This window comes from Dysosmobacter sp. Sow4_B12 (assembly GCF_052116665.1).
Taxonomy (GTDB): domain Bacteria; phylum Bacillota; class Clostridia; order Oscillospirales; family Oscillospiraceae; genus Oscillibacter.
Genome location: NZ_JBQKKR010000001.1, coordinates 686,289 through 697,800, shown reverse-complemented (window position 1 = coordinate 697,800; position 11,512 = coordinate 686,289). Strand labels below are relative to the sequence as shown.

Sequence of the window (11,512 nt, the reverse complement as noted above, 5' to 3'; positions counted from 1 at the left end):
AAAGCTGTCCCGGTCCGCGTGCGGACCGGGACAGCTTTTTTACAGCAGGCCTCTTAGACGGCTCGGAGGAAAGGGCGGCTCTGTCAGACGCGTGGGCGGGAGCGGTGTCAATGCCTCAGTCGGTTTTTGCCAGCAGGAAGATGGTGGAGATGATGCAGGCAAAACCGACGAGGTCCGTCAAAGAGAAGGCGGTGCCCAGCCACAGGGCGGAAAAGACCGTGGCGGACAGGGGTTCCGTGGCCGCCAGCATGGAGGCCTTTACCGGCCCCACGTCCTGGATGCCCTGCATGATGAGGGAAAAGGCCACGATGGTGCCCAACACCACGATGCAGCCGGCGGCCAGCCAGCCTTGGAGAGGGAGATGGACCACCATGGTCCAGCTGCGGGCGGCCAGATTGACGGCGACGCCGCCGACGAGCATGCCTAGGGCGGTGACAGGCGCCCGGCCCCACCGGGCCATGAGTCCCCGGGGGAGCAGCACGTAGCTTACCACTGCCACCGCGGCGGCAAGGCCCCAGAAAAGCCCCTGGGGAGAGAGGGACATGTGACGGATGTCGCCGCCGGTGGCCAGCAGAAAGGTGCCCGCCAGGGCCAGCACCAGGGCGGTCAGCTCCACAGGCCGGGGCAGCCGGCGGCTGCGGAGGCAGGTCAGCAGCATGATGAGCACCAGATTCAGCGTCTGGAGCACCGTGGCCGTGGCGGCGTTGGAGTAGGAGATGGCGGTCATGTAGGCGTACTGGCACATCAAAAGGCCAAGAACACCGTAGCACACCAAAAGCGCCGCTTCCCGGGGGGAGCGCCAGATGGCCGCCATAGCACGGCGGTGCTTTGGCAGCGCCAGCAGCACCATGATAGCGCCGGCAGCCAGCAGCCGCAGGCATGTCAGCCACAGGCTGCTGACGCCGAAGCGGGAAAAGAGGTATTGCCCGCAGGTGCCGGAAAAGCCCCAGCAGACGCCGCCCAGAGAGGCGCAGAGAGTGCCCCGGAGGGCATGGGGAGTTCTCTTTTGCATATGGTCCTCCTTTAAAAAGTGTCCGGCCCGGAGCAAGACCCCGGGCCGGCTGGGCGTTTAAAACTTCTTGTCGATAGCGGTCTCGCAGTAGGCGCAGCGGTAGGTGTGCTTCACCGGGTCGCTCAGCAGGAAGATGGCGTCCAGCTGAGGCTCGCTTACCGTGATGCAGCGGGGGTTCTTGCAGTGGATGATATTCACCAGCTTGTGAGGCAGCTCCAGGTGCTTCTTTTCCACCCGCTTGCCGTCCCGGATGATGTTGACGGTGATGTTGGAGTCAATGTAGCCCAGCACATCCAGGTCCAGGTCCAGGGGATAGTCGATCTTGATGATGTCCTTCCGGCCCATATGCTCGCTGCGGGCGTTCTTAATGATGGCCACCTGGCAGTCCAGCTCGTCCAGATGGAGGTACTTGTAAATGTCCATGCTCTTGCCGGCTTGAATGTGGTCCAGAACCACGCCGTTTTGGATGCTGTCGATATTCATAGATGCAGATACCTCCCCTTAGATTTCAATGCCCAGCAGCTTCATGATGAGGGCCATGCGGATGAACTTGCCGTTCTTGACCTGGCGCCAGTAGGCTGCCCGGGGGTCCTTGTCCACCGCCACGGAGATCTCATTGACACGGGGCAGGGGGTGCAGGATGGAGAGGTCGGCCTTGGCGTTCACCAGCTTCTCCGGGGTCAGGATATAGCTGTCCTTCAAGCGCAGGTAATCCTCCTCGTTGAAAAACCGCTCCTTCTGGACACGGGTCATGTACAGAATGTCCAGCTGCGGGATCACGGACTCCAGATCAGTGGTCTGGGTGTAGGGGATGCCCTTCTTCTTCAAGGCCTCCTCCTTGACGTACCGGGGCAGCTTCAGCTCTAGGGGGGAAATGAGGACGAAGTTGATGTTTTCATACCGGCTCAAGGCGTTTACCAGAGAGTGAACGGTACGGCCGAATTTCAAGTCGCCGCAGAAGCCGATGGTGAAGTTGTCCAGACGGCCCTTTTCCCGGTGGATGGTCAGAAGATCGGTGAGGGTCTGGGTGGGGTGGTTGTGGCCGCCGTCGCCGGCGTTGATGATGGGCACCTCGGCCACCTGGGCGGCGGCGTAAGGGGCGCCCTCCTTGGGGTGGCGCATGGCGATAATGTCGGCGTAGCAGCTGACGGTGTGGATGGTGTCGCCCACGGTCTCGCCCTTGGCGGTGGAGCTGGAGCTGGCGGAGGAGAAGCCAAGCACACTGCCGCCCAGGGCCAGCATGGCGGATTCAAAGCTCAGCCGGGTGCGGGTGGAGGGCTCGAAAAACAAGGTAGCCAGCTGCTTGTGGGCGCAGGCGTTCTGATACTTGGCGGGATCTGCGATGATGTCCTCCGCCGTGGCGATCAGTTCGTCGATCTCCTCCACGGACAGATCGACAATATCAATGAGATTTCTGGGCATATTGGTCTCCTTTTTGCAAAATAATTTAGGGGGCCCCGCCGCGCCTTGCGCGGTGGGGAGAGGAGAAATAAATGGAGCGGGCAGAGCTTTCGATGTTACTCGGAAGCGGAGCAGAGCGGAATTTATTTGGATGAGATCCAACTCTCGTCGGAGGGATTGGCACGGAACTTCTTCAGCCGCTCAATGTCCTCGGGGCGGATCTTGCCCTCCTCGGCGGCCACTTCGCACACGGCGTCAAAGTTGGAGAGGCTGTAATTGACCACATCCGCGGCGGCCATGCGGTCGATGCCTTTCTGCAGGCCGTAGGTGAAGATGGACACGATGCCCAGCACCTGGGCGCCGGCCTCCCGCAGGGCCTCCACCACCTCAATGCAGCTGCCGCCGGTGGAGATGAGGTCCTCTACCACGACCACCTTCTGGCCGGGCAGGAGCTTGCCCTCAATGCGGTTCTGACGGCCGTGGTCCTTGTTGCCGGAGCGGACATAGCCCATGGGCAGGCCCATGAGGTGGCCCACGATGGCGGCGTGGGCGATGCCGGCGGTGGAGGTGCCCATGAGGACCTCCACGGTGGGATAGTGCTTGCAGATGAGGTCCACCAGGCCCTCCTCTACGTGGGTGCGGACGGCGGGAGCCGTCAAGGTCAGGCGGTTGTCGCAGTAGATGGGGCTCTTGATGCCGCTGGCCCAGGTGAAGGGCTCGTCGGGCCGCAGGAACACGGCGCCGATGCTCAGCAGGTCGTGAGCGATGGTTTTTTCCAGACTCATATCGTAAAAATCCTCCTTTGAGAAAATGGTTAACCGAGAAAATCCTTCACGGCCCGGCGGTAGGCGGCCACGGGGTCGGCGGCCTGGGTGATGGGACGGCCCACCACGATGTAGTCGCAGCCGGACTTGCCCGCCTTTTCCGGGGTCATGATGCGCTTCTGGTCGCCTGCGGCGCTGTCGGCGAAGCGAATGCCGGGGGTGACGGTGACGAAGTTCTCGCCGCACTTTTCCTTCACGAGAGCCGCCTCCAGAGGAGAGCACACCACGCCGTCCAGACCGGAGTCGGCGGCGTTCTTGGCGTAGGACATGACGGTCTCCGCCATGGGCACATCGATGAGCAGCTCATTTTTCAAGGCGGCGGCGTCGGTGGAGGTCAGCTGGGTGACGGCAATCAGCAGAGGGCGGGTGCCGTCGGGCCGGGTGAGGCCCTCCAGAGCGCCCTTCATCATTTCGGAGGCGCCGGCGGCGTGGAGGTTTACCATGTCCACATCCAGCCGGGAGAGGACGCTCATGGCCCGCTTCACGGTGTTGGGGATGTCATGGAGCTTGAGGTCCAGGAAAATTTTGTGGCCACGGGCCTTGATCTCCCGGACCACATCGGGCCCCTCGGCGTAGAAAAGCTCCATGCCGATCTTCACAAAGGGCTTCTCCCCGGCGGGGAACTGGTCCAAAAAGCGGAGGGTCTCCTCCTTGGTGGGGAAATCCAGAGCAATGATGACGTCTTTCGCGCTCATATCAAAAACAGTCCTTTCTGTTGAATTCTTATCGGTGAGCGGCGCCGGTGAGGTCGGCAATGCGCTCCACCCCCAGCTTTTCGCAGACGCCGGGAAGTTTTTCCACAATGGTCTTGCAGGCGTAGGGGTCCTTCAGATTGGCGGCGCCCACTTCCACAGCCGCGGCGCCGGCCAGCATCATCTCCGCCGCGTCCTCGGCGGAGGAAACACCGCCGCAGCCGATGATGGGAATGCGGACGGCCTCATACACGTCCCACACCATCCGCAGTGCCACGGGGAACACGGCGGGGCCGGAGACACCGCCGGTGCGGTTGGCGATGATGGGCTTCCGGGATTTGAGGTCGATGCGCATGCCCAGCAGCGTGTTGATGAGGCACACGCCGTCGGCGCCGGCGTCCTCGCAGGCCCGGGCGATCTCGGCGATGTCCGTGACGTTGGGGGTCAGCTTCATGAAAACAGGCTTGCTGGTGGCAGCCTTCACGGCCTTCGTCACCTCCGCGGCGGCCTTGGGGTCGCAGCCGAAGTTCTTGCCGCCGGCGTGGACGTTGGGGCAAGAGATGTTGACCTCCAGAATTTTCACCTGCTCCACATTCTCCAGCTTGCGGCAATTCTCCACATATTCGTCGATGGAGAAGCCGCCGATGTTGGCAATGACGGGGCCCTGGAAAATGCGGGCGATGTTGGGCACTTCTTTTTCCAGAACGGCGTCCATGCCGGGGTTCTGGAGGCCCACGGCGTTGAGCATGCCGCCGGTCATCTCGGCGATGCGGGGCTGGGGATTGCCCAGGCGGGCGTTCTTCGTAGTGCCCTTCCAGGAGAAGCTCCCCAGAATGTTCAGGTCATAAGCTTCGGCGTACTCCCGGCCGTAGCCGAAGGTGCCGGAGGCGGGGACGATGGGGTTTTTCAGCTCCACGCCCGCCAGGTTCACACTGAGGTTCACCATACGATCTCCTCCTTATATAGGATGGGGCCGTCCTTGCAGACCCGCTTATAGCCGTCCTTGGTGGGCACGGTGCAGCCCATACAGGCGCCGAAGCCGCAGCCCATCCGGGCCTCGAAGCTGAACTGTCCGTCCTTGAGCTGGGGCAGGGCATGGACGGCCTTCAGCATGGGCAGAGGACCGCAGGAGAGGACGTAGTCGCACTCCGGCACGGCCCGGATGCAGTCGGTGACAAAGCCCTTCGTGCCCAGGCTCCCGTCCTCCGTGGCGATGAGGAGGCGGCAGCCCAAAGCGGCGAATTCCTCCAGGTAGAAGGCGTCCTTCCCGGTGCGGAAGCCCAGGGCCACGGTGGGGCGCATCCCGGCTTCCAGCATCCGCCGGGCAAGGCCGTACAGGGGGGCGATGCCGATGCCGCCGCCGGCCAGGACGGGGTGCTCCCCGGCCAAGGTCATGTCAAAGCCGTTGCCAAGGCCGCTCAGCACGTCCAGCTCCGTGCCGGGCACGCAGCGCACCAGCTCCCGTGTGCCCTCGCCCACCACCTTCACCAGCAGCATCAGGGCGTTATCGGTCCAGTTGCAGATGGAGATGGGACGGCGGAGGAACTTTCCGGGCAGCTCGATATTCACAAATTGGCCCGGTGCCGTGATGGCGGAGGTGTCGCCGGAGAGGACCAGCTCATAGGTGTCCTCCGTCAGCTGCCGGGCATGCTCCATGGTAAAGAGGGATTTTTTCATAAGGCATCCTCCTGGGTGTTCAGGTCGTGGTATACGATCTCACCGCCGCAGATGGTCATGGCGATGGCGCCGGATACGCCCCAGCCGTCAAAGGGCGTGGCGCGGCCCAGGGAGCGGAAGCTGCCGCTGTCGATGACGTGGGGGCGGTTGATGTCGATGACCGTCAGGTCGGCGGGAGCGCCCTCGGCGATGACGCCGCCGGGCAGGCCGAAGATTTTCCGGGGATTGACGCAAAGGGCGTTGAGAATGGTGGAAAGAGGCACGATGCCGGTTTCCACCAGCTGGGTGTAGAGGATGGGGAAGGCACACTCCAGTCCCACAATGCCGTTGAGGCTGCCGTTGAGACCGCCGGCTTTCTCCTGGGCGGAATGGGGGGCGTGGTCCGTGGCGATGCAGTCGATGGTGCCGTCCAGCAGGCCCTCCACCAGGGCGTCCCGGTCGGCGGCGGAGCGGATGGGGGGATTCATGCGGAAGCGTCCCTCGTCCTGGAGGTCGGCGTCGGTGAGGACCAGGTAGTGGGGGCCGGTCTCACAGGTGATGGGCAGGCCCTCTGCCTTGGCGGCACGGATGAGGGCCACGGATTCCTTGGTGGAAATGTGGCACACGTGGTAGCGGCAGCCAGTCTCACGCACCAGGGCGATGTCCCGCTCCACCTGCCGCCACTCACTTTCAGAGGGGTTGCCCACCAGACCGTGGGCCTTGGCGTAAACGCCGTCGTGGACGGCCCAGCCCTTGGGCAGCAGGCCCTCGTCCTCGCAGTGAGCCACGATGGGCTTGTCCAGGGATTTGGCAAGCTCCATGGCCTGGCGCATCATGCCGCCGGACTGGACGCCCTTGCCGTCGTCGGAGAAGCCGACCACATAGGGCGCCATGGCCGCCATGTCAGAAAGGGCCTGCCCCTGCTGGCCGCAGGTGATGGCACCGTAGGGATATACGTGGACCTTGGCGTTTTTGCGGATGAGGTCCAGCTGCACCTGGAGGTGGTCCGGGCTGTCCGGCACCGGCTTGAGGTTGGGCATGGCGCACACCGCCGTATACCCGCCGGCGGCGGCGGCCGCTGTCCCGGAAAAGACGGTCTCCTTATAAGAAAAACCAGGCTCCCGAAGATGAACATGGACATCAACGAAACCTGGAACAATCAAACGATCATGCAATTCAATGACGGAAACATCTTCCCGGGGAAGTGCGGAAGAAACGGAAACAATACGGCCCTGGTCAATGGAGACATCCATATTCTGGAAAACTCCATCTACGAAAACGGCCCCGCCGGTCAGCAGCAGACTCATGATCTCTCTCCTCCCTCTGAGTGTTTATTCGACACATTATATTATCGGAAAGGCGGGGGAATGTCAATGGTATTTTCCTCCAGACCAAACAAAAAAACAGCCTGCCGAAAAATGCTTTTTCGGCAGGCTGCAAAATAAGGTCAAGCGTGTCCCAGCTCATTCCAGAGGGTAAAGCCCAGGATCAAAAGACCGCCGGCCAGCTGGGACAGCGTCATGGGCTCATGCAGCACCAAAACGGAAACGGCCACCGCCACCAGGGGGTCGATGTAGCTGAGGATGGAGGCCTCCTGGCCGGTGAGTTCCTTCAAGGAGGAGAAGTACATGCAGTAGGTGATGCCGGTGTGGATGAGGCCCACCACCAGCAGGCAGGCCCAGGCTTTTGGCGGCATGCCGGCCAGGTGGCAGCCGCCGGTGCAGGCCACATAGGGGATAAGCACCGCAATGGCGGACAAGAACTGAAAAAATGTCCGGTGGATGCCGGAGACATTCCGGATAGACTTATTCAAAAGAATCACAGTGGCGTAAAACACCGCGGCACCCAGGCCAAACAAAATGCCGGTGAGGTGGGCGCCGCCGCCGGAAAGGTCCGTGACGCCGATGACCAGCACCAATCCCACCGTGGACATCACAAAGCACACGATCTGCCGTCCCGTGAGCCGCTCACGGAACAGGACCGGGGACAAAATGGTGACGATGACCGGGGCGAAATAATAGCTGAGGGTGGCGACGGATACCGTGGTGTAGCGGTAGGCCTGGAACAGCAAGATCCAGTTGAGGCCCATGGCGATGCCGGACACCAGCAGCAATAAAAGCTCCCGGCGGATACCGGAAAGGCCTGCCTTTTGCCGGGTGAGCAGCAGATAGCCGCCCACCAACAGGGCCGCCAGCACCGCCCGGTACAGCGCCAGCTCTCCGGAGGCCAGGGGGATGCTGCGGACAAAAATGGACAAGGTGCCGAAAATGGCCATGGAGGCGGAGAGCATCAGCTGGGCACGAAGGGAGTGGTTCATCGTTCTCGTTTACCCGTTGCTTTAGTGGCAGCTGTGAGAGCCGCAGCTGTGAGAGCCGCAGCTGTGAGAGCCGCAGCTGTGGGAGCCGCAGACGTGGCCCTCGTCGTGGCGGTGGTCACAGGTGGCGCCGTCGACAGAAGCCAAGGACCCTGCCAGCAGCTCGCTCACCCGGTCATCGGCACTGCCGCTGCAGCCGGCGTACAGCCGGATACCCGCCTGGGCCAGGGCCGCTTGGGCGCCGGGGCCGATGCCGCCGCAGATGAGGCAGTCCACGCCGTGGTCCGTCAAAAAGCCCGCCAGGGCGCCGTGGCCGCTGCCGTTGGTGGGCACCACCTGGGCCTTCACGACGGCACCGTCCTCTACCTGGTAGATCTTGAACTGCTCCGTATGGCCGAAGTGGCCGAACACATTGCCGTTTTCATAAGTGACCGCGATCTTCATCCTGTTCCATCCTTTCGGCGGCGCGGGAAGCCTGCCCTTTTTGAATCTGATGGCTTCATTATACGCCCCGGGGACTGGATGTCAAGGCGCGGCAGTTCTGAGCACCCGCAGGATGGTGCCGCCGCCCAGCACCGTGCCTTCCCGGTACAGTACCACCGCCTGGCCGGGTGTCACTGCCCGCTGGGGCCGGTCGAAGGTCAGCAGTACCTGTCCGTCCTCCGCCGGAGCGGCGGTAGCCCACTGGTCCGCCTGGCGGTATCGGACCTTGGCCTGCACCCGCAAGGGCCCTGTTAGGCTGGGGATAGCACCCCACACCCAGTCTCCCGCCAGCAGGGCAGTGGTGTACAGGAAATCCTCCGGACCCAGAGTGACGGTGTTGTCCGCCATGGATTTGCCGCAGACGTACAGGGGCTTTCCCGACGCTACTCCCAAACCCTTCCGCTGGCCCAGGGTGTACCGGGCAGCGCCCCGGTGGCGGCCCAGAACGGCGCCGGAGCGGTCCACGATGTCCCCCGGCGGCAGGGGCTTTTGGGTGTAGCGCTCCAAAAAGGCGCCGAAGTCTCCGTCCGGCACGAAGCAGATGTCTTGGCTGTCGTGCTTACGGGCGTTGCGGAAGCCCTGGGCCTCCGCCATGCGGCGGACCTCCGGCTTGGTGAGGCCGCCCAAAGGGAACAGGGTCCGGGACAGCTGCTCCTGGGTCATGGAGGCCAGCACATAGCTCTGGTCCCGGTCCGCGTCCACTGCCTTTCGCAGCGTCCAGCGGCCGGAGGAGCTGTCTTGCACACGGCGGACATAGTGGCCGGTGGCAATATAGTCAAAGCCCAGCACCTGGGCCCTGTGGAGCAGGGTGCCGAATTTTAAGTAACGGTTGCAGTCGATGCAGGGGTTGGGGGTAGCGCCGGAGAGGTAGCTGCGGGCGAACTTTTCCAGAACGCACTGGCGAAATTCCTCCTGGAAGTTGAACACATAGTGGGGAATGCCCAGCCGGCGGGCCACGGCCCGGGCGTCCTCCACGTCCTCCAGCGCACAGCAGGGATGTCCCTTGCGGCCGGCCGTCTCATTGTCGTAGAGCTTCATGGTGACGCCGGCGCAGTCGTAGCCCTGCTCACGCAGCAGCCACGCCGCCACGCTGGAATCCACGCCGCCGCTCATGGCGACCAATACCCGTTTTTTCATGCTGCCGCACCTCCGGAACGCAGAGCGTTTTGAAAAGGAACGCCTGCGCTGTAAAATGCAGATGTCATGTATACTGTCTCCATTCTGTTGTTGCGATTGCCGGAACAAAAGACCGCCGCGAAGCGGGGGCTCCGGCTGCGGTGCATTATAAAATTATATTCCTATTATGTCAATAGGAATAATAAGCATATAGGATATGCAAAAAACCGTCCTCCGGCATCAGCCGGAGGACGGTCTTGATATTGCATCACTTCTGCAGGGTCTCCACCCACGCGCCATACTTGGCCACGTTGGCCTGGGCATCGGCAGCGTCCTTGCCCTGAGCCAGGATGTACACCTTGATCTTGGGCTCGGTGCCGGAGGGACGGACGATGACGGAGGTGCCGTCGGCCATCTCAAAGCGCAGCACGTTGGAGCCGGAGAGCTCCATGGTGGTCTTTTCGCCGGTGGCGTTGTCAGTGACGGAGCCGTCCTGGTAATCCTTGAACACGGCCACCCGCACGCCGGAGATCTCCGCGGGGGGATTCTCACGCAGGGATTTCATCAGCTTGGCCATGTCCTTCAGACCGTCCAGACCGGGCATCACCAGGTTGAAGGTCTTTTCGGCGTAATAGCCGTACTTCTCGTACAGGGCGTCCAGAGCGTCGGCCAGCGTCATGCCCTGGGCGGCGTACCAGGCGGCCATCTCCGTCAGCATCAGGGAGGCGGTGACGGCGTCCTTGTCCCGGACGTAGTCGCCCAGCATGTAGCCGTAGGACTCCTCGTAGGCGAAGATGACCTTGCCCTCGCCGGCGTTTTCCAGCTTGTCCTTCTTCTCCGCCAGGAACTTGAAGCCGGTGAAGGTGTCGTAGGACTGGAGACCGTTGACCTCCGCCACCTTGCGGGCCATCTCGGTGGTGACGATGGTCTTGAGGGCCACGGGCTTCTCCGGCAGCTTGCCGGAGCGCTTCATGGCTCCGATCAGATAGTCCAGCAGCAAGACGCCGGTCTGGTTGCCGGAGATGACCTTGAACTCGCCGTCCTTGGTGCGGACCATGATGCCCACCCGGTCGGCGTCGGGATCAGAGCCCAGAATGAAGTCGGCGCCTTCCTTTTTGGCGATGTCCACCGCCAGATAGAAGCCCTCGGGGTTCTCGGGGTTGGGGGAGACCACCGTGGGGAAGTTGCCGTCGATGACCATTTGCTCGGGCACGCAGATGAGCTGCTTGATGCCCATGCGGCCCAGGGCCTCGGGGATGAGCTTGTAGCCGGTGCCGTGGAAGGGCGTGTACACCAGCTTGAAGGAGTCGGCAACCTTGGCCACGGTCTCCGGGTCATTGACCTGTGCCATGACATTGGCGAGGAACTTCTCGTCGGTCTCGGCGCCCAGGACCTCAATGAGGCCGGCGCTTACCGCCTCGTCATAGGGCATGGTCTTGATGTCGTTGAAAATATCGATCTCCTCCAGCCGCTTGGCGATGGCGTCGGCATGGCGGGGCGGCAGCTGGGCGCCGTCCTCCCAGTACACCTTGTAGCCGTTGTACTCCTTGGGGTTGTGGCTGGCGGTGACGTTGATGCCCGCCTGGCAGTGGTACTCCCGGACGGCAAAGCTCAGCTCGGGAGTGGGGCGCAGGGACTCGAAGATGCGGACGTGGATGCCGTTGGCGGCGCAGACCTCGGCGGCGGCACGGGCGAACTCGGCGGAGTGGTTGCGGCAGTCCATGCAGATGGCCACGCCCCGCTGCTTGCCAGCCTCACCCTCGGCGCAGATGACATCGGCGAAGCCCTGGGTGGCCCAGCGGATGACGTGAATATTCATATTATGTAAACCAATGTACATGGTGCCGCGGAGGCCGGCGGTGCCGAACTCCAGAGGGCCGTAGAACCGGGACTCGATCTCCTTGGGGTCGTCTTTGATGGACTCCAGCTCAGCCTTTTCCTCGGCGGACAGGGCAGGGCTGGCCAGCCATTTTTCGTATTCCTTCATGAAATCCATAAAATCTTCCTCCTATTG

General features: G+C 62.6%; 13 protein-coding genes. 1 reads left to right on the top strand and 12 read right to left on the bottom strand.

The features are described from left to right. Positions 1-115 precede the first annotated feature (115 nt). The 8 genes from ACTQ4R_RS03690 to ACTQ4R_RS03655 form a co-directional block, all read right to left on the bottom strand. Positions 116-1,012: a DMT family transporter gene (locus ACTQ4R_RS03690; protein ID WP_441625920.1), complete on the bottom strand. Its 897-nt coding sequence runs from the start codon at positions 1,010-1,012 to the stop codon at positions 116-118. Positions 1,013-1,069: 57 nt separating this feature from the next. Beyond that, positions 1,070-1,495 carry an aspartate carbamoyltransferase regulatory subunit gene (locus tag ACTQ4R_RS03685; protein ID WP_441625918.1) on the bottom strand — a complete coding sequence of 142 codons (426 nt, stop codon included), beginning with the start codon at positions 1,493-1,495 and terminating at the stop codon, positions 1,070-1,072. A gap of 18 nt (positions 1,496-1,513) precedes the next feature. Next, complete coding sequence (gene pyrB / locus ACTQ4R_RS03680) at positions 1,514-2,434, bottom strand: aspartate carbamoyltransferase (protein ID WP_441625916.1); 921 nt, start codon at positions 2,432-2,434, stop codon at positions 1,514-1,516. A 122-nt stretch (positions 2,435-2,556) separates the two neighbouring features. Beyond that, complete coding sequence (gene pyrE / locus ACTQ4R_RS03675; RefSeq protein ID WP_441625914.1) at positions 2,557-3,198, bottom strand: orotate phosphoribosyltransferase; 642 nt, start codon at positions 3,196-3,198, stop codon at positions 2,557-2,559. 29 nt (positions 3,199-3,227) lie between these two features. Continuing rightward, a complete protein-coding gene (pyrF, locus tag ACTQ4R_RS03670; protein ID WP_441625912.1) occupies positions 3,228-3,932 on the bottom strand; it encodes an orotidine-5'-phosphate decarboxylase in 705 nt (234 codons plus the stop codon). Between the two features lie 28 nt (positions 3,933-3,960). Beyond that, positions 3,961-4,875 carry a dihydroorotate dehydrogenase gene (locus ACTQ4R_RS03665; RefSeq protein WP_441625910.1) on the bottom strand — a complete coding sequence of 305 codons (915 nt, stop codon included), beginning with the start codon at positions 4,873-4,875 and terminating at the stop codon, positions 3,961-3,963. Continuing rightward, positions 4,869-5,606 carry a dihydroorotate dehydrogenase electron transfer subunit gene (locus tag ACTQ4R_RS03660; protein ID WP_441625908.1) on the bottom strand — a complete coding sequence of 246 codons (738 nt, stop codon included), beginning with the start codon at positions 5,604-5,606 and terminating at the stop codon, positions 4,869-4,871. The genes ACTQ4R_RS03665 and ACTQ4R_RS03660 overlap by 7 nt, the downstream gene beginning before the upstream one ends. Further along, on the bottom strand, positions 5,603-6,838 hold the full coding sequence (locus tag ACTQ4R_RS03655; RefSeq protein ID WP_441626020.1) for a dihydroorotase: 1,236 nt from the start codon (positions 6,836-6,838) through the stop codon (positions 5,603-5,605). Before ACTQ4R_RS03655 ends, ACTQ4R_RS03660 begins: the two co-directional genes overlap by 4 nt. On the opposite strand from ACTQ4R_RS03655, the gene ACTQ4R_RS03650 reads away from it, so the two are divergent. Continuing rightward, positions 6,719-7,030 carry a hypothetical protein gene (locus tag ACTQ4R_RS03650; RefSeq protein ID WP_441626026.1) on the top strand — a complete coding sequence of 104 codons (312 nt, stop codon included), beginning with the start codon at positions 6,719-6,721 and terminating at the stop codon, positions 7,028-7,030. The two genes, ACTQ4R_RS03655 and ACTQ4R_RS03650, sit on opposite strands and share 120 nt — an antisense overlap. Positions 7,031-7,032: 2 nt before the next feature. On the opposite strand, the gene ACTQ4R_RS03645 is transcribed toward ACTQ4R_RS03650, so the two are convergent. From ACTQ4R_RS03645 to ACTQ4R_RS03630, 4 genes are all read right to left on the bottom strand, one after another. Beyond that, positions 7,033-7,902, bottom strand: a complete 870-nt coding sequence (locus tag ACTQ4R_RS03645; protein WP_441625906.1) for a DMT family transporter — start codon at positions 7,900-7,902, stop codon at positions 7,033-7,035. A 21-nt stretch (positions 7,903-7,923) separates the two neighbouring features. Then, positions 7,924-8,343, bottom strand: a complete 420-nt coding sequence (locus ACTQ4R_RS03640) for a NifB/NifX family molybdenum-iron cluster-binding protein (protein WP_441625904.1) — start codon at positions 8,341-8,343, stop codon at positions 7,924-7,926. Between the two features lie 81 nt (positions 8,344-8,424). Further along, positions 8,425-9,519 (bottom strand): tRNA 2-thiouridine(34) synthase MnmA, encoded by a 1,095-nt coding sequence (gene mnmA / locus ACTQ4R_RS03635; RefSeq protein ID WP_441625902.1) that lies wholly within the window; start codon positions 9,517-9,519, stop codon positions 8,425-8,427. A gap of 247 nt (positions 9,520-9,766) precedes the next feature. Beyond that, positions 9,767-11,494 carry a phospho-sugar mutase gene (locus ACTQ4R_RS03630; protein ID WP_441625900.1) on the bottom strand — a complete coding sequence of 576 codons (1,728 nt, stop codon included), beginning with the start codon at positions 11,492-11,494 and terminating at the stop codon, positions 9,767-9,769. Positions 11,495-11,512 lie beyond the last annotated feature (18 nt).